The following is a 16,439-nucleotide window of genomic DNA, read 5'->3' on the forward strand; positions in this document are numbered from 1 at the left end:
AGGTGAGGGCGAAATGTCACGCCCGCGGCGCGTCTGAGACTGATCATTGATCACGGAAACGCGAAGCCGTTGCCGAGCCTCGCGCGCATCCCTATACGGCGCTTACGCCACAGGGGGGCGTGCATTGAGAGCGTGAGTGCGATGAACGCATTGGCGTCCAAGTTCACGGCGGAACCGGCTGCATATCGGCCGTCCGACGACGAGCCGTTCATGAGTGAGCGGCAACTGGCCTACTTCAAGGGGAAATTGCTGGCGTGGAAGGATGACATCCTTCGCGAAAGCCGGGGCACCGTCATCAACCTGAAGGCCGAAACCGAAAACCACCCGGACCTGGTGGATCGGGCCTCGTCCGAGAGCGATCGGGCCTTGGAGCTGCGGACCCGCGACCGCCAACGCAAGCTGATCTCCAAGATCGACGACGCGTTGCGCCGGATCGAGGACGGCTCCTACGGCTATTGCGAGGACACCGGCGAGCCGATCAGCCTGGGTCGTCTGGAGGCGCGCCCGACGGCGACCTTGTCGGTCGAGGCGCAGGAACGGCACGAACGCCGCGAACGCGTCCACCGCGACGACTGATCAGACCCGAAGGGCGACCTTGACGTCCGTCCGGACGAAGTCCTCGCCCTTGAAGAGCAGCGGCAGGCTCTGCTCCTTGGCCAGGGCATAGGCGAAGCAGTCGCCCAGGTTCAGCCTGGCAGGGGTGTGCTTTCCAAACTCCGCCTGCGCTCTTGCGGCCAGACGTGCAGTTTCGGAGCCGGCGGGCGCGATTTGAATGTCGAAGTTGGTCAACAGACGTTCAAGTCGGGCGGCGCCCTCGTCGCCGCGCAGGCGATGAACTCGGGTGTGAGCCTCCCAGTAGCCGACGGGCGACATCACAACGGGTCCTTGCGAAAGAACGTCCAGAAACGCGTCCTCTTCAGGCTCTTCGAGAAGGACGGCGACGATCGCCGAAGCGTCAGCAACGATCATTTCGGCAGGCCATCCTCGTCATAGATGTCGTCGTCGGTCAGCATTGGGCCGACGATCGGCAAGGCGTTGAATTCCGCAATGATTTGCTTGGCTGCGGCGATCTTTCTGTTGATCTCGGCCTGTCGCGCCTCGTTGATGCGGGCTTCGCGTTCGCGCGCCATCTGATCGACCAGGTCGGTGATCGACAGTCCCTCGCGCAGGGCCATGCTGCGAAGTCGCTCGGCGACATCCGGTTTTCTGATCTGGACGGGCGCGTTCATGATGGTCGACAGACTATCATGATCCTCCGCACGGTCCAACCGCGCCTTGACTCCGACAGGCGGGGGCGCGACCTAGCCGCCTCGCTTTCGAGGTCTCTCGCCCATGTCCGTCAAGGTCCGTTTCGCCCCGTCGCCGACGGGTAAGCTGCACGTCGGCAACGTCCGCACCGCGCTGGTCAACTGGCTGTTCGCCAAGGGACAGGGCGGGCAGTTCGTGCTGCGGATCGACGACACCGACCTGGCGCGCTCCACGCCGGAGTTCGAGCAAGGCATCGAAGACGACCTGCGCTGGCTGGGCCTGGTGTGGGACGAGCGGCACAACCAATCAAAACGCTTCGACCGCTATGAGGCCGCCGCCGAGGCGCTGAAGGCTGCGGGGCGGCTTTATCCCGCCTATGAAACGGCCGACGAACTCGATCGCCGCCGCAAGGTGCAACTGTCGCGGGGCCTTCCGCCCATCTATGACCGCGCCGCGCTGGAACTGACGCCCGAGCAGAAGGCGGCCTATGAGGCCGAAGGTCGCCGCCCGCACTGGCGCTTCAAGCTGGATGGCCGCCGCGTCGCCTGGGAAGACCTGTCACGCGGCCATGCCGAGGTGGACACCGCCTCCATGTCCGACCCCGTTCTGATCCGCGAGGACGGCCTGTTCCTCTACACCCTGCCGTCGGTGGTGGATGATCTGGACATGGCGATCAGCCACGTCATCCGGGGCGAGGACCACGTCACCAACACGGGCGCCCAGATCGAGATCTTTGAGGCGCTGATCGCCGGCGGTTGGGGCGGGGCGCTTCCCGGCTTCGCCCACATGCCGCTGCTGGTGGGCGCGGATGGTCAGGCCCTGTCCAAGCGGCTGGGCTCACTGTCCATCAGCGACATGCGTGACCAAGGCTACGAGCCCATCGCCATCACCAGCCATCTTGGCCGCATCGGCACCTCCGACCCGCTGGAAATCGCGGCGTCGGTCGAGGCGCTGGGGCAGACCTTCGCCTTCTCCAAGATGGGTCGCTCGCCGGCGCGCTACGACACCGCTGACCTCGATCGCCTGAACGCCCAGGCCTTGCACGCCCTGTCCTATGAACAGGCGCAGCCGCGTCTGGCCCAGGCGGGCGCCGATCTGGGGGAGGCGTTCTGGGAGACGGTGCGTCCGAACCTGACCAAGTTCGACGACGTGGCCGAAATGGCGCGCATTGTCCGAGGCCCGATCGCGCCCGTGATCGAAGACGCCGACTTCATCGCTGCGGCCCTGCGACTGCTGCCGGAGACCGTAGATCAGGACGTCTGGTCGACCTGGACGGCGGCGATCAAGGCCGAGACCGGAGCCAAGGGCAAGGCCCTGTTCATGCCGCTGCGGCTTGCCCTGACCGGTCAGGCGCATGGGCCGGACATGGCCGCCATGGCCCCGCTGATCGGCCGCGAGACCATGGCGCGGCGGCTTCAGGGCGAAGCCGCCTGACGCTTCAGCGCGGGTCGTAGATCGCCGCCTCGGCCGCGACGCCCGCCTGTTGGATCGCATCTTCGACCGTCTCGGCTACGGTCCAGGCGTCCAGGAAGGCGGACGGCGTCATGCCCTGCGACACGCTGTGGCGGATCAGGTCGAAGAAGCCGTTCCAGAAGCCGTCGAGGTTCAGGAACACCACCGGCTTGTGATGGAGGTCCAGCCGCTTCCACGACAGCAGTTCGACGACCTCTTCCAGCGTGCCGACCCCGCCCGGCGCGACGATGAAGGCGTCCGACTGGTCGTACATTAGCTGCTTGCGCTCGTGCATCGAGGTGACGACCACCGTCTCCACGTCGTCGAACAGCCGTTCGCGGCTGCGCAGGAAAGCCGGCATGATCCCCAGCACCCGTCCGCCCGCGCCATGCGCCGCGCGGGCTGCGGCCCCCATCAGACCCACGCCGCCGCCGCCATAGACCAGTCGCCAGCCCTGTTCGGCCGTCGCCTGCCCGACCGCCGCCGCAGCCCGAACAAAGGCGGGGTCGTTCCCTTCGGATGCGCCGCAGAACAGGCAGACGGAACGTCCCTCAAAGGGCGCGATGGTAGCGGGCGGCAGGGTCATGTGGCCTCGAGATCGGTGGTGCGGCGCTAAAGCGGTGGTCAAGGCGCGGGGCGCGAGCTAACCAGAAGCCGCGCCGCTGGCGCCTTGCCAGGGCGCACAGCCATATATCGACGAAGGACAGGATGAAACGGCGGATCGTCGTCTCCCTTGCGGTTCTCGCGGCGGCCGTCGCGGCATGTTCCCAGGCCCCACAGGAGGGTAAGGCCAGGGCGCAGGCCGCGCCCGCCGGCTGGTCGCAACCGCCCCGGGTTCAGTCCGTCGATGTTACGCCCGCCGGCCTGGTGATCCGAGGGCAAGCGGGGCCTGAGGCGCGTGTGGTCCTGCGCGGCGCAGCCGGCGACGCTCAGGCCGTTTCCGCCGATGCGCAGGGGCGGTTCGAGCTGACTGCGCCCACGCCAGCGGCCGCGGCCTTGTTCAGCCTGGCTGTCCAGACCGGAGAGGAGACCGCTGTGGCGCCGGAGCGTCTGGTGGTTCTGGACGGTGGGCGCGGCCCCATAGCGGTGCTTTCGGCCGGTGAGGCCAGCGTGCGCCTGGATCGCGCTGGGCCGCTCGGCGCCGTCGATTCGGACGGCGCGGCGATGATCCTGTCCGGGCTGCTCGCAGGCGGTCGTGCGCCCGCGGTCGCGCTTGACGACCAGCCGCTTGCCGATGCGATCCGGGCCGGTGCGATCTGGAGGATTGATGCGCCCGCGGCATCCGGGCCGCGCCGGATCACGCTTGGCGACCGCACCTATCTTTATCCGGGGGTCGCCCGCGTGACGGAATCCTTTTTGGCCGAGCGGGCAGGCGAGGGGTGGCGCATCGGCTGGGGCACGCCGCAGGGCGGTCATCAGACGACCTGGCTTCCTGATGCGGCGGCGTTAACCGTCCGCTAACGCTGTTTCTTCATAAAGGGACTGTCTTCGGCTTCGGAGACACCCACCATCACCGAACTGCTTCAAGCCCGGCGTATTCCGTCGGGCTCTTCTTTTGTGCTGAGGGCGGCGCGGCCCTATACCGCGCGGCATGTCGCCCGAGACCGTCTCACCACCAGCGTCCTTCCGCATCGCCGCCCTTTATCGTTTCGCCCGCGTGGATGATTGCGAAGCGTTGCGCGCCCGCCTGGCGCAAGCGTGCGAAGCGGCGGCCATTCGCGGCACCCTGCTGATTGCGCCGGAGGGGCTGAACGGCACGGTGGCGGGCGCTCCCCAGGCGATCTCCGACCTGGTCGAACTTATCCGCGCCATGCCCGGGTTCGAGCCCGTCGAGGTCAAATACGCCTGGGCGGACGAGCCGCCGTTTCACCGCCTGAAGGTTAAGATCAAGCCGGAGATCGTCACCATGGGCCAGCCGGACCTCGACCCTGCGCTGAACGCCGGCGCCTATGTCGCGCCCGAGGATTGGAACGCCCTGATCGCCGATCCGGACACCATCGTGATCGACACCCGCAACGACTATGAGGGCGCCGTCGGCGCCTTCCAGGGCGCGGTGCAGCCGAACACGCGCGGCTTTCGCGACTTTCCCGACTGGTGGCGCAACGAAGGGCGCGCGCTGCTGGATCGGCCCGGTCCGGTGAAGGTCGCCATGTACTGCACCGGCGGCATCCGCTGCGAGAAGTCCACCGCCTTTCTGAAGTCGGAGGGCGTCACCGACGTCCATCACCTCCACGGCGGCGTGCTGCGGTATCTGGAGACGGTCCCTGAAGCCGACAGTCTGTGGGAGGGCGAGTGCTTCGTCTTCGACGAGCGGGTCGCGGTCGGCCACGGCCTTGCGCCGGGATCCCACACCCTGTGCCGAGGGTGTCGCATGCCCGTCAGCGAGGCGGGCCGCGCCTCGCCCCACTATGTGGAGGGGGTGTGCTGCAATCGCTGCCACGATGCCCGCGACGACGATCGGCGCGCCGGCTACGCCGAGCGGCAGCGGCAGATGGAACTGGCCCGCAGCACCGGCAAGCCGCACATCGGCATGCCCTTGTCGTCAGTGAGGCCCAAGACCTGACCCAGCGCGCGCAAGCGGCGTCAAGGCGGCGGTAACCGGTGTCTTTTTTGTCGTCGCGATGTATTCCAGACCTCAGAGCAGGTAACTGCCCGGGCACGGGCGATGAAGGAAACAGTTCATGGTGCAGCCGCTTCGTCTCCATCCCGACCGCCTCTTTCCGGCCGATCCTGATACGCGCAACGTGGCGCGTCGCCTGCATGCCGAGATCAAGGACCTGCCGATCATCAGCCCGCATGGGCACACTGATCCGGCCTGGTTCGCGCTGAACGAGCCGTTTGCCAATCCGGCCGAACTGCTGATCACGCCGGACCACTACGTCTTTCGCATGCTCTACAGCCAGGGCGTGGCCATGGAGGACCTAGGCGTGCCGCGCATCGACGGCGGACCCGTCGAGACCGATCCGCGCGCGATCTGGCGGCGCTTCGCCGAGCACTATCACCTGTTCCGGGGAACGCCGTCGCGCCTCTGGCACGACTGGGTCTATGCGGAGGCGTTCGGCATCGACGTGCGTCTGTCCGCTGAGACGGCGGATCACTACTACGACGTCATTGACGCGGCGCTGAAGACCGAGGCGTTTCGACCCCGCGCCCTGTTCGACCGCTACAATCTCGAGGTCCTGACCACGACCGAGTCGCCGCTGGACGGGCTGAAGCACCATCAGGCCATTCGCGATTCCGGCTGGAAGGGCAGGGTGCTGACCGCCTATCGCCCCGATCCCGTGCTGGATCCGGACTACGAAGGCTTCCGCGACAATCTGGCGATTCTGGCCGATCAGACGGGTTGCGACACCCTGAGCTGGGACGGCTATCTGCAGGCGCTGCGTGACCGGCGCGCGGTCTTCGCCGCCATGGGCGCGACGTCGACCGACCACGGACATCCGACCGCCTTCACCGCCGACCTGTCGCGCAGCGAGGCCGAGGCGCTGTTCGCTCGGGTTTCGACAGGCCCGGCGACGGCCGAGGACGCCGAACTCTTCCGTGGCCAGATGCTGACCGAGATGGCGGCCATGTCGGTCGAGGACGGCTTGGTGATGCAGTTGCATCCCGGCAGCTTCCGCAACCACAACGCCACGGCGTTTCAGCGTTTCGGCCGCGACAAGGGCGCCGACATCCCGACCCGCACCGACTATGTGCGCGCCTTGAAGCCCCTGCTGGATCGGTTCGGCTCGGACCCGCGCCTCAGCCTGATCCTCTTCACCCTGGACGAAAGCGTCTATGCGCGCGAGCTGGCGCCGCTGGCCGGCCACTATCCGGCGCTGAAGCTGGGGCCCAGCTGGTGGTTCCACGACAGTCCCGAGGGCATGCGTCGCTTCCGCGAGAACATCACCGAGACCGCAGGCTTCTACAACACCGTCGGCTTCAACGACGACACCCGCGCCTTTTTGTCGATCCCGGCGCGGCACGACGTGGCGCGGCGCATGGACTGCGGCTTCCTGGCGCGCCTGGTGGTCGAGCACCGGATGGAGGAGGACGAGGCGCATGAGGTCACCCGCGCCTTGACCTATGATCTGGTCAAGTCGGCGTACAAGCTGTGAGCCGCCTGAACCAAGCCGCTCTCGCCGATCTTTCGGCTGAGGTGGAACGGCCGGGCTACGACCGCGCATCGGTGCGGACCGGCGTGGTCCATCTCGGTATCGGCGCCTTTCACCGGGCGCACCAGGCGGTGGTGTTCGACGACGCATTGAAGGCCGGCGATCTGCGCTGGGGCGTGCTGGGCGCCTCCCTGCGCTCGCCCGGCGTGCGCGACCAGCTCCAGCCACAGGACGGCCTCTACACTCTAGTGGTGCGCGAGGGCCGGAATGAAGCCTTGCGTGTCGTGGGCGCCTGCAAGGGCGTCCTGGTCGCCCCGGAAGACCCCGCCGCCCTGGTTGCCGCGATGGCGCACGCGGACGTGCACATCGTCACCCTGACGGTTACGGAAAAGGGCTATCGGCTCGATCCCGCGACCGGTGATCTGCTGACCGACGATCCGGACGTCGCCGCCGACGTCGCCGACATCGCCCGCCCGCGCACGGCCCCGGGCTTCATCGTGGCGGCGCTTCGAGCCAGGCGGGCGGCGGGGCTGAAGCCTTTCACCGTCGTCTCCTGCGACAACCTTCCGCACAACGGTCGGCGCATCCGCGCCGGCGTGCTGGCTATGGCGCGTCAAATCGATCCGGCGCTTGCCGAGTGGATCGCGGCCGAGGGCGCCTTTCCCCAGACCATGATCGACCGCATCGTCCCGGCCACCACGCCGGACGACATCGCCCGTCTGGAACAGCGCCTGGGCGTTCGCGACGAGGGCATGGTCAAGGCCGAGCCCTTTACCCAATGGGTAATCGAGGACCACTTCGCCGGCGAACGGCCCGACTTCGCCGCCCTCGGCGTCCAGCTGACCGACGCGGTGGAGCCGTGGGAGGACGCCAAGCTGCGCCTGCTGAACGGCGCCCATACGGCCATTGCCTATCTGGGCGCCCTCTCGGGTCACCAGCATGTCCACGAGGCGGTCGCCGTCCCAGCTTTCCGCGCCTATGTCGAAGCTCTGTGGGACGAGGCGGAAACAACGCTGAACCCGCCTCCAGGCCTCGACATCGCCGCCTATCGGCAGCAGCTGATGGCCCGCTTTTCCAACTCGGCGCTGATGCACCGGACCCGTCAGATCGCCATGGACGGTTCGCAGAAGCTGCCTCAGCGGCTGCTCGCCGGCGCGAGCGAGCGACTGGCGAAGGGGCAGGGGATCGCCGCCATGGCGCTGGGCATCGCGGCCTGGATGCGCTGGCAGTCGGGCGTGACCGAAGCGGGCGAGACCTTTATCGTCGATGACCCTCTGGCGGCGCGCACCGCCGAACTGCTGGCGGACCTCGAGGCCGATCAGGCCAAGGTCAACGCGCTGCTGAGCCTGTCCGCGGTCTTCCCGCCGGCGCTCGCCGCCGACGATCGGTTCGCGCTGGCGGTCACCGACGCCTATCTGTCGCTGAGCACGCCTGGCGCCGTAGAAGCGGCGCGGCGCGTGTCGGAGCCTCTTTGAGATGAGCCGCGTCCTGATCCTGAACCCCGCCGATGACGTCGCCATCGCGCTGGACGACGTCGCCGTCGGAGACACGCCGGATGGCTTGCATGCGCCGGCCCGCGCCGAAATCCCCACCGGGCACAAGATCGCGCGCCATTCGGTGGAAGAAGGCGGCCTTGTTCGTCGCTACGGGCAGGTCATCGGCCGGGCCAGAACGCCCATCGCCGTTGGCGACCACGTCCATGTCCACAACCTCGCCATGGCCGAGGATGGCCGCGAGGCCGAGGTCGGCGTGGACGCGAAGCCCGTCACGCCCCTGTCGGGCGTGATCTTCAAGGGCATCGTGCGGCCTGACGGGCAGGTCGGCACGCGCAACTACATCGGCGTGCTGACCAGCGTGAACTGCTCGGCCACCGTCGCGCGTCGCATTGCCGACGCCTTTCCGGACGCTGCTCTGCCTGCCGGCGTGGACGGGGTGGTCGCCTTTACCCATCAGGGCGGCTGCGGCGGCTCGGCCCTGTCCAGCGACGTAACCCTGCTTCAGCGGACGCTGGCGGGCTATGCGCGGCATCCGAACTTCCACGCCATCCTGATCGTCGGCCTCGGCTGCGAGGCCAATCAGATTCCTGCCTGGCTGAGCAACGAAGGGCTGGAGCCCGGGCCTCGTCTGCGCACCCTGACCATCCAGGAAGCCGGCGGCACCGCGCGCGCCATCGAAGCGGGCACGGCCATCGTGCGTGACCTGGTGGCGGACGCCGCCGGGGTGCAGCGCCAGCCTGTCGACGCATCCCGCCTGATCGTCGGCCTGCAATGCGGCGGCTCCGACGGCTGGTCCGGCGTCACGGCCAATCCCGCCCTGGGTGCGGCGGTGGATCGATTGGTCGCGCACGGCGGCTCGGCCATGCTGTCGGAGACGCCCGAGATCTGGGGCGCCGAGCACCTGCTGCTGCGCCGCGCGGCCTCGCCCGAGGTTGCGGACCGGCTGAACGCCCGCCTCGACTGGTGGCGCGCCTATGCCGACAAACACGCGATGGAGCTGAACAACAATCCGTCCCCGGGCAACCTGAAGGGCGGCCTGACCACCATCCTGGAGAAGTCCTTGGGCGCGGTGGCCAAGTCCGGCTCGGTCCCGCTGAACGATGTCATCGGTTACGCGGAGCGCCTGCGCGCCCCCGGCCTCACCTTCATGGACAGCCCCGGCTACGATCCCTGCTCGGCGACGGGCCAGATCGCCTCGGGGGCCAATCTGATCGTCTTCACGACCGGGCGGGGGTCGGTGTTCGGGGCCAAGCCCGCGCCGTCGATCAAGGTCGCCTCCAACGCCAGGCTGGCTCAATGGATGGACGAGGACATGGATGTGGACGCCTCGCCCATCCTGAACGGCGTCTCCATCGACACGGTGGCCGAGACGATCTTTCAGCGGATGCTGGCTGTCGCCTCTGGAGAGCCGTCCAAGTCCGAGGCGCTGGGCATCGGCGACAACGAGTTCGTGCCGTGGCAGGTCGGCGCCTACCTCTGAGCGCCGCTGCCGGTCAGGCGCCCAGCGCCTCGATCAGGTCGCCCATGTTGCGGATGAACACCGAGGTTGATACGCCCTCGACGGGGAAGTCGGTGTTGTAGGGCGAGGTGTCCCACACGTCGCCGACGCGCGTCATCTGATACTCGCCGCCCGTCACCTCAACCGGCGAATCGCCGCGATAGGGGTTGGACGTGGTGGTCAGCGGCGTGGCCCAATAGCCGCGGGCGTTCAAGCCGGACATGATCTCGGCCACGCGCGCGGCGGCCGGGCGGGCAGGGCGGCGGGCGTCGCTGGACATGTCCCAGACATCGACGTCCTGCAGGGTGAAATAGGTCGGCAGCTTCAGCGATCCCGGCCGGACCTTCAGCGGCGAACCTTGCGTGGCTTCTTCCACCGCCAGGGCCGAAAGCCGCTCGTACTCGCGACGCAGGGCCGGCGTGTCGATGTTCCGGAACGAGCCGTAGTGGACGATCAAGTTCTGCGGATTGGCGTCGGCGTAATACTGGCCGTTGGCGACGTTGGACCCGCGCCGATGGATGTAGACGGGCGTGTTGGCGCCTTCGAGCACAAAGGTCGGGTGCGTCCGTCCGGGGCCCCGCAACTCGGCCGGGGAGGCCACCTGGTCCAGCCAGTCCATGGCCTCGGGCAGGCGCTGAAGGAATTTTCGGTCGCCGGTCAGGCGGTAGAAACCCAGCATCGAGCGGATGTTGGTGCCCGTCGCGTGGGTGACGAAGGCCTGCGGCTCGATGGTGCGCGCGGGCGCCGGCTTCAGCGTGTCGGGGAAGTGCTGCAGCCCCCAGGCCGGCTGCGGCTGTGGCTGCTGGGTCTTCACGAAGATGTCCATGCCGCGGTGGATGGCGTCCAGCACGCGCGCATCGCCCCGGCCGTTCCGCGCCAGCCCATGCCAGGCGTAGATCAGGAACTCGATGTTCTCGCCGGCCACATCGTCGTTGAAGGTGATGTAGGGGGTGTAGTCGGCATGGCCGTGAACCCCGCCGCCCTGCACGAACGGATACCGCTGGGGCCAGCCGCCGTTCGCATACTGGCTGTCCAGCACAAAGCCGATCGCCTTCTGCAAGGGCGCCAGATACTGGCGCTCGCGCCTTTCCAGGTAGACGCGCAGCAGCAGCTGCGAGGCCTCCGCCGTGCCCGCGTCGTCAAAGGTGGCGTTGCCATAGTAGCGGTGGAATTCCTCCAACCGCCACGCATTCTTGCCGACCGTGCCGTACCACCGCTTCAGCGACTCCTCGCCGGCGGTGTCGATGACATAGTTCCAGCCGCCCGCCGGATGCTGACCGCGCACCAGGGCGTCGGCGGCGGACTTGGCCGCGTCGTAATAGAAGTCGTCCCCCGTGGCGTGATAGGCGTCCAGGAACAGGTGGCCCATCGTGGCGGTGCCCGGCGGCTGGACCCAGATCATGGTCGGCGCAGCTTCCAGCTCGCCCCAGCGGCGCGAGAAGTCGGGCAGGTACTGCCAGACGTAGCCGCCCTCGACGGCGGCTTCCTCTGTCATGAACCGAGCGGCGCGCTTCATCGCGTCCAGGATCATGGCGCCGTCCGGGGCTGCGCCTTGGGCCATCGCAGGCGCCGATGCGGCGACGAACGTGGCGGCGGCGCCGGCGGCCAGCAGGGCGCGGCGGTTCATGGAAACGGACATGGAAACTCCTGACGTAAACCCCTGGCGACGGCTCTTTGCGGCCGTTCGTCGCAGACACTGAAGCATGTCTGACACCGGTTTCCTAGAGGCGATCAGCGCCGGATGTCGAAGCCCTCGGCGTCCATCGCGGCCCGCACATCGGCGGCCGAGAACAGGTTGAAGTCGCCCGGCACAGAATGCTTCAGGCCGGCGGCCGCGAGGCCGAAGTTCAGCGCGTCCGTTTCCGTCCAGCCGCTCCAGAGGCCGAACAGCACGCCGGAGGCGAAGGCGTCGCCCCCGCCCACGCGGTCGATGACGCCGGTCATGTGAATGGCCGACGCGTGCGTCTCGATCACGCCGTCCGCTGCCCGCGTCAGCATCACCGCCGACAAAGCCTGGTCCGCCACGCTCTCCTGGACCCGCAAGGTGCAGGCGATCCGCTCCAGCCGCGGAAAGGCTTCAAACGCCGCCTTGGCCGCGTCGCGCCTGCGCTCGGCCGGATCGGCGCTATCGAACCGACGGCCCAGCACCAGGGCGAAGTCGCGGTCGTCGGCGAAGGCCAGCGTGGCGCCCGACAGCATCCTGCCCAGAGTGGCCGGCGGGTCGCCCTCCCACTGCTCCCACAGCTTGCCGCGGAAGTTGCCGTCATAGGACACCTTGACGCCCTTGCGGACCGCCGCCTCGATGATCGCGACAGCCGCCGCCGATCCGTTCGGACCCGTCGCCGGCGTGACGCCGGAGGCGTGCAGCCATTCCACGCCGTCCAGCAGCACGTCCCAGTCGAAGGCGGTGTGGACGTGCTCGACAAAGGCCGAGCCGGCGCGATCGTACAGCACCTCAGACGGTCGCCGCACCGCGCCGGGCGTCAGGAAGTACAGGCCCATCCGCCCAGTCTTGAAGACGATGGGCGACGTGTCGACGCCGTGGCGGCGCACCTCGTCGCGCGCCGCGTGGCCCAGCGCATTGTTCGGCAGCACCGACGCCATGGCGGTGGGCGCGCCAAAGCGGGCCAGCGACACCGCCACGTTCGCCTCGGCCCCGCCCGGACGCACGGTCAAGGCAGGGGACTGCATGAGCAGTTCGTTCTGGTTCGGCGTTAACCGCAGCAGCATCTCGCCGAAGCAGAGGATGCGGCCGCCCGCTTTGGAGAAGGCCGAGGCGTCGTTCGTCATGGCCGTATCAGCGCGCCTGCCAACCGCCATCGACGGTCAGGATGGCGCCCTGAACATAGTCGGAGGCCCGGCTGGCCAGGAACACCGCCGCACCGCCGAGGTCCGACGGATCGCCCCAGCGGCCGGCCGGGATGCGACCCAGGATCTCGGCCGAGCGGACCGGATCCTCGCGCAGTTGCGCCGTGTTGGCGGTGGCGAAGTAGCCCGGCGCGATGGCGTTGGCGCAGATGCCGTGCTTGGCCCACTCATTGGCCATCAGCTTGGTCACGCCCGCCACGCCCGACTTGGACGCGGTGTAGGACGGCACGCGAATGCCGCCCTGGAAGCTCAGCATCGAGGCGATGTTGATGATCTTGCCGCCTTCGCCCTGCTTCAGGAACTGGCGGGCGACCGCCTGGCTCATGAAGAACACGGTCTTCAGGTTGATGTTCATCACCAGGTCCCAGTCGGCTTCGGAGAAGTCGATGGCGTCCGCCCGACGGATCAGGCCGGCGTTGTTCACCAGGATGTCGATGCGGCCCAGGGCGGCCAACGCCTCCTGAACTACGCGCTCGACCGGCTCGATGGAGGTCAGGTCGGCTTGAACGCCCGCGGCGCGACGGCCCAAGGCCTGCACCTTCTCGATCGTCTCGTCGGAGTCCGACAGGGCGACCGAGACGATGTCGGCGCCGGCCTCGGCCAGAGCCAGGGCGATGCCCTGGCCCAGACCCGTGTTGCCGCCGGTGACCAGCGCGACCTTGCCGGTCAGGTCGAATGGATTGCTCATGGTTTTCCTCCCCTTGCGCCGATCACTTCAGCTGGCAGATGTCGAGCTTGTGCATGTCGGTGTAGTCGAGGTTCTCGCCGCCCATGCCCCAGATGAAGGTGTAGTTGGAGGTGCCCGAACCCATGTGGATGGACCACGGCGGACTGATCACCGCCTCGCCGTCGGCGATGACGATGTGGCGCGCCTTGTCCGGCTCGCCCATGAAGTGGAACACCCGGTCGTTCTCGCCGAGGCCGAAATAGAGGTAGGCCTCCGAGCGGCGGTCGTGCAGGTGCGGCGGCATGGTGTTCCACACCGAGCCGGGCTTCAGCACCGTGACGCCCAGCAGCAACTGGCACGACTTCACCTTGGCCGGAACGATGTATTGATAGATCGTCCGCTCGTTGGAGGTTTCCAGCGCGCCCATTTCCAGCGGCACCGCCTCGTCGATCGAGATCTTGGCGAGTTCGTAGCGCGCGTGCGCCGGGGTCGCGATCAGGTAGAACTTCGCCGGGTTGGACGCATCCGCCGAGGCGAAGGTCACTTCGGTCGAGCCCATCGGCACATACAGACCGTCGCGGAAGGCCAGCTCGATCGTCTCGCCATCGACCGTGATCGAACCCGCGCCGCCGATGTTGACCACGCCCAGCTCGCGAGCATGCAGGAACGGCTTGCCGGCCAATGACGCCGGCTCGGTGTGCGACGGCAGGCCCAAGGCGCCTTCGACCGGCATCGCGCCGCCGATAACCATCCGCTCGTTGTGCGAATAGTTCAGGCTGATCCGGCCCGGTGTGAACATGTCCTGGACCAGGTAACGGTCGCGCAGCTGCTGGTTGCTGGCGCCGTCCATCATGTCCGGATGGGTGGCCTGATAGATCTTGTCGTACATCGGATCGTGCATCGTCGTCTCCCTGTATGCGTCCGTGGCGGACGTCATGGGCGGGGTCTTCCGCCCGACCTTCGGCCGCCTAGGTAACCGGTGTCAGATTCTGTCGCAAGCCATCTTGAGCGCCTCACGAAAGCGGGATCGCCGACCGACGCTCCTCCAGCGACGGCCGGACTTCGGGTTGCTCCATCGTCGCGGGATCGACGCCCCGCATCGGGGCCAGCAGCTTCTCGGCCGCCATTCGCCCCATGTCCCGGATCGGCAGCCGCACAGAGGTCAGGTTCGGCCACACCCGCGCCGCCATGGGCAGGTCGTCGAAGCCCACCACCGACAGGTCACGTGGCAGCTCCAGCCCCAGGTCGCGCGCCGCCTGCATCACGCCGATGGCCATGTCGTCGTTCAGGGTGAAGATGGCGGTGGGCGGCTCCGGCAGGCTCAGCAGCGCGTGCCCGGCCTCGACGCCCGATTCGAAGGTATAGGCGCCCTCGACCTCCAGGTCGGGGTCCAGCGGGATGCCCCGCTCGGCCAGGGCGTCGCGGAAACCCTTGCCCCGCACCGCCGACGAACGGAACAACGAAGGGCCTCTCACCAGGCCGATTCGCCTGTGGCCCAGGTCCGCCAGGTGACAGGCCGCCTCGGCCGCGCCGATCCAGTCGTTGGTGATCACCATCGCCTCGGGCGCGTCCAGCGACACCGAGGCGATCCGGACGTAGGGGCAGTCCAGCTCGCGCAGCAGGTCGATGACCCGCTCGTCCTCGGACACCGACGGCGGCATGATGACGCCCCACAGACGCTGGCGCTCCACGAAGTTGCGGATATCGGCCAGCAGGGTGTCCGACGCCCGGTTGCAGGGATGCACCACCAGCTCCAGCCCGGACCCGCGAATGGCATCCAGCACCCCCTGCTGCATGTTCACCACATAGGTCGGGCTGGGATTGTCGTAGATCAGCCCGACCAGGAACGAGCGGCGAAAGGCGAGGCCTCGCGCCTGCGGATCGGGCGAAAAGCCCAGGTCGCGGATCACCGCCTGCACCCGTTCGCGCGTGTCTTCCTTGACGAAGGGCGACTGGTTGATGACCCGCGAGACGGTCTTCTTGGAGACCTTCGCATCGCGCGCCACATCGTTGATCGTCGCCCGCTTTCCCGTCCTGGCGGGCTGCGGATCTTGCTCAGCCAAGGCCGGCGTCTCCCTATTGTGGAACAAGGCATAGCTTGACCTGACGGATCGCGCCACCGGTGTCGGATCAAACCGCATTGACACCGGTTTCCGCCGCCGCCCATTATCGCGGCCTGTTCTGTAGGGTTTGCTTCGATGATCCACCTGCACCTGGCGAGCGCGACGGCATGAGCCTCGCCGACGTTTCCGTCGCCGACGATCGTCGGGCGATCGCCGACCGATTCGTCGCCTGCCGCCTGAAGGCGCAGGGACTGTCCGATTATCCGGGCCAGGCCCCACGCAGCATGGAGGACGCCTACGCCATCCAGGCCGAAGCGATTCCGATGTATCCGGGCACGGTCGTCGGCTGGAAGGTTGGCGGCGTGCCGCCGGCGCAGCAGCCGACGCTGGGCGTTCATCGCCTGGCCGGCGCCATCTTCGACCGCAACGTCTGGACCGCAGCCTCGGGCGACACCGTCGATCTGCCGGCGATCGAGGGCGGCTTCGCGGCGGTAGAATCCGAGTTCATCGCTCGCATCGGCGCCGACGCCGATCCCGCTAAGACGGTCTGGACGATCGAACAGGCGGCCGCCCAGATCGACAAGATGTTTATCGGGGTGGAACTGGCCGGCAGCGCATTGTCGCCGATAAACGACCTGGGCTCGGCCGTGGTCGCCTCCGACTTCGGCAACAACGCCGGCCTGGTGGTCGGCCCAGAGGTCGAGAACTGGCGTGCGCGCCTGGACGACCTGCAGGTCGAGACCGTCATCAATGGTCAGAGCGTCGGCGTGGGCGGCTCGCCGTCGCTTGCGGGCGGAGCGCTGGAATCGGTGCGTTTCCTGCTGGAGCACTGCGCCCGCTGGGGTCGACCCCTGACGGCGGGAACGCTGGTGTCGACCGGCGCCGTCACCGGCGTCCACCGCGTGGTTGCGGGGGACAAGGCGTCCTGCATCTTCCGGGGCGTCGGCGAAATCCACTGCTCGGTCGTGAGGGCCGAAGCGGAGTAGCATCATCATCGGACGCGAACCCGTCCGCCGGTCAGGCGGAGCACAAGAAGACGGGACGCATCGAGGA

The 16,439-nt window shown here is 67.9% G+C and carries 16 protein-coding genes; 8 read left to right on the forward strand and 8 right to left on the reverse strand.

The genetic code is table 11. From position 1 onward, the window contains the following. Positions 1 to 141: 141 nt before the first annotated feature. Positions 142 to 576, forward strand: coding sequence for an RNA polymerase-binding protein DksA (gene dksA, locus KY493_RS04240; RefSeq protein ID WP_219897744.1), 435 nt, complete (start codon positions 142 to 144; stop codon positions 574 to 576). On the opposite strand, the gene KY493_RS04245 is transcribed toward dksA, so the two are convergent. Together KY493_RS04245 and KY493_RS04250 are read right to left on the reverse strand one after the other, a co-directional pair. Beyond that, positions 577 to 969 carry a type II toxin-antitoxin system VapC family toxin gene (locus KY493_RS04245; RefSeq protein ID WP_219897745.1) on the reverse strand — a complete coding sequence of 131 codons (393 nt, stop codon included), beginning with the start codon at positions 967 to 969 and terminating at the stop codon, positions 577 to 579. Next, positions 966 to 1,229 carry a type II toxin-antitoxin system VapB family antitoxin gene (locus tag KY493_RS04250; RefSeq protein ID WP_219897746.1) on the reverse strand — a complete coding sequence of 88 codons (264 nt, stop codon included), beginning with the start codon at positions 1,227 to 1,229 and terminating at the stop codon, positions 966 to 968. The genes KY493_RS04245 and KY493_RS04250 overlap by 4 nt, the downstream gene beginning before the upstream one ends. A 103-nt stretch (positions 1,230 to 1,332) precedes the next feature. Between KY493_RS04250 and gltX the strand changes: the two genes are divergently transcribed. After that, positions 1,333 to 2,682, forward strand: coding sequence for a glutamate--tRNA ligase (gene gltX / locus KY493_RS04255; protein ID WP_219897747.1), 1,350 nt, complete (start codon positions 1,333 to 1,335; stop codon positions 2,680 to 2,682). A gap of 4 nt (positions 2,683 to 2,686) precedes the next feature. On the opposite strand, the gene KY493_RS04260 is transcribed toward gltX, so the two are convergent. Continuing rightward, positions 2,687 to 3,286 (reverse strand): TIGR00730 family Rossman fold protein, encoded by a 600-nt coding sequence (locus KY493_RS04260; RefSeq protein ID WP_219897748.1) that lies wholly within the window; start codon positions 3,284 to 3,286, stop codon positions 2,687 to 2,689. A gap of 314 nt (positions 3,287 to 3,600) precedes the next feature. Between KY493_RS04260 and KY493_RS04265 the strand changes: the two genes are divergently transcribed. From KY493_RS04265 to KY493_RS04285, 5 genes are all read left to right on the forward strand, one after another. After that, the gene (locus tag KY493_RS04265; RefSeq protein WP_219897749.1) at positions 3,601 to 4,161 is read left to right on the forward strand and encodes a hypothetical protein; all 561 of its coding nucleotides are present in this window, start codon (positions 3,601 to 3,603) and stop codon (positions 4,159 to 4,161) included. 130 nt (positions 4,162 to 4,291) lie between these two features. Next, complete coding sequence (locus KY493_RS04270; RefSeq protein WP_219897750.1) at positions 4,292 to 5,263, forward strand: rhodanese-related sulfurtransferase; 972 nt, start codon at positions 4,292 to 4,294, stop codon at positions 5,261 to 5,263. Positions 5,264 to 5,381: 118 nt separating this feature from the next. After that, positions 5,382 to 6,797 (forward strand): glucuronate isomerase, encoded by a 1,416-nt coding sequence (gene uxaC / locus KY493_RS04275; RefSeq protein ID WP_219897751.1) that lies wholly within the window; start codon positions 5,382 to 5,384, stop codon positions 6,795 to 6,797. Then, a complete protein-coding gene (locus tag KY493_RS04280) occupies positions 6,794 to 8,269 on the forward strand; it encodes a mannitol dehydrogenase family protein (RefSeq protein WP_219897752.1) in 1,476 nt (491 codons plus the stop codon). The genes uxaC and KY493_RS04280 overlap by 4 nt, the downstream gene beginning before the upstream one ends. A gap of 1 nt (position 8,270) precedes the next feature. After that, positions 8,271 to 9,770 (forward strand): UxaA family hydrolase, encoded by a 1,500-nt coding sequence (locus KY493_RS04285; protein WP_219897753.1) that lies wholly within the window; start codon positions 8,271 to 8,273, stop codon positions 9,768 to 9,770. 13 nt (positions 9,771 to 9,783) lie between these two features. On the opposite strand, the gene KY493_RS04290 is transcribed toward KY493_RS04285, so the two are convergent. From KY493_RS04290 to KY493_RS04310, 5 genes are all read right to left on the reverse strand, one after another. Continuing rightward, positions 9,784 to 11,427, reverse strand: a complete 1,644-nt coding sequence (locus KY493_RS04290) for a pectate lyase (RefSeq protein ID WP_219897754.1) — start codon at positions 11,425 to 11,427, stop codon at positions 9,784 to 9,786. A 92-nt stretch (positions 11,428 to 11,519) separates the two neighbouring features. Continuing rightward, the gene (locus KY493_RS04295) at positions 11,520 to 12,578 is read right to left on the reverse strand and encodes a sugar kinase (RefSeq protein WP_219897755.1); all 1,059 of its coding nucleotides are present in this window, start codon (positions 12,576 to 12,578) and stop codon (positions 11,520 to 11,522) included. A gap of 7 nt (positions 12,579 to 12,585) precedes the next feature. Beyond that, complete coding sequence (gene kduD, locus KY493_RS04300) at positions 12,586 to 13,344, reverse strand: 2-dehydro-3-deoxy-D-gluconate 5-dehydrogenase KduD (protein ID WP_219897756.1); 759 nt, start codon at positions 13,342 to 13,344, stop codon at positions 12,586 to 12,588. Between the two features lie 22 nt (positions 13,345 to 13,366). Beyond that, the gene (gene kduI / locus KY493_RS04305) at positions 13,367 to 14,212 is read right to left on the reverse strand and encodes a 5-dehydro-4-deoxy-D-glucuronate isomerase (protein ID WP_219898321.1); all 846 of its coding nucleotides are present in this window, start codon (positions 14,210 to 14,212) and stop codon (positions 13,367 to 13,369) included. A 124-nt stretch (positions 14,213 to 14,336) separates the two neighbouring features. After that, positions 14,337 to 15,386 carry a LacI family DNA-binding transcriptional regulator gene (locus tag KY493_RS04310; protein ID WP_255568024.1) on the reverse strand — a complete coding sequence of 350 codons (1,050 nt, stop codon included), beginning with the start codon at positions 15,384 to 15,386 and terminating at the stop codon, positions 14,337 to 14,339. A gap of 167 nt (positions 15,387 to 15,553) precedes the next feature. Between KY493_RS04310 and KY493_RS04315 the strand changes: the two genes are divergently transcribed. Beyond that, positions 15,554 to 16,372 (forward strand): 2-keto-4-pentenoate hydratase, encoded by an 819-nt coding sequence (locus tag KY493_RS04315; RefSeq protein WP_219897758.1) that lies wholly within the window; start codon positions 15,554 to 15,556, stop codon positions 16,370 to 16,372. Positions 16,373 to 16,439 lie beyond the last annotated feature (67 nt).

The sequence above is a fragment of the Brevundimonas sp. PAMC22021 genome, assembly GCF_019443405.1.
Classification (GTDB): Bacteria; Pseudomonadota; Alphaproteobacteria; order Caulobacterales; family Caulobacteraceae; genus Brevundimonas.

Coding starts and splice junctions, on each gene's coding strand:
- dksA (WP_219897744.1), top strand. CDS start 142: ATGAACGCATTGGCGTCCAAGTTCACGGCGGAACCGGCTGCATATCGG.
- KY493_RS04245 (WP_219897745.1), bottom strand. CDS start 969: ATGATCGTTGCTGACGCTTCGGCGATCGTCGCCGTCCTTCTCGAAGAG.
- KY493_RS04250 (WP_219897746.1), bottom strand. CDS start 1,229: ATGAACGCGCCCGTCCAGATCAGAAAACCGGATGTCGCCGAGCGACTT.
- gltX (WP_219897747.1), top strand. CDS start 1,333: ATGTCCGTCAAGGTCCGTTTCGCCCCGTCGCCGACGGGTAAGCTGCAC.
- KY493_RS04260 (WP_219897748.1), bottom strand. CDS start 3,286: ATGACCCTGCCGCCCGCTACCATCGCGCCCTTTGAGGGACGTTCCGTC.
- KY493_RS04270 (WP_219897750.1), top strand. CDS start 4,292: ATGTCGCCCGAGACCGTCTCACCACCAGCGTCCTTCCGCATCGCCGCC.
- uxaC (WP_219897751.1), top strand. CDS start 5,382: ATGGTGCAGCCGCTTCGTCTCCATCCCGACCGCCTCTTTCCGGCCGAT.
- KY493_RS04285 (WP_219897753.1), top strand. CDS start 8,271: ATGAGCCGCGTCCTGATCCTGAACCCCGCCGATGACGTCGCCATCGCG.
- KY493_RS04290 (WP_219897754.1), bottom strand. CDS start 11,427: ATGTCCGTTTCCATGAACCGCCGCGCCCTGCTGGCCGCCGGCGCCGCC.
- KY493_RS04295 (WP_219897755.1), bottom strand. CDS start 12,578: ATGACGAACGACGCCTCGGCCTTCTCCAAAGCGGGCGGCCGCATCCTC.
- kduD (WP_219897756.1), bottom strand. CDS start 13,344: ATGAGCAATCCATTCGACCTGACCGGCAAGGTCGCGCTGGTCACCGGC.
- kduI (WP_219898321.1), bottom strand. CDS start 14,212: ATGTACGACAAGATCTATCAGGCCACCCATCCGGACATGATGGACGGC.
- KY493_RS04315 (WP_219897758.1), top strand. CDS start 15,554: ATGAGCCTCGCCGACGTTTCCGTCGCCGACGATCGTCGGGCGATCGCC.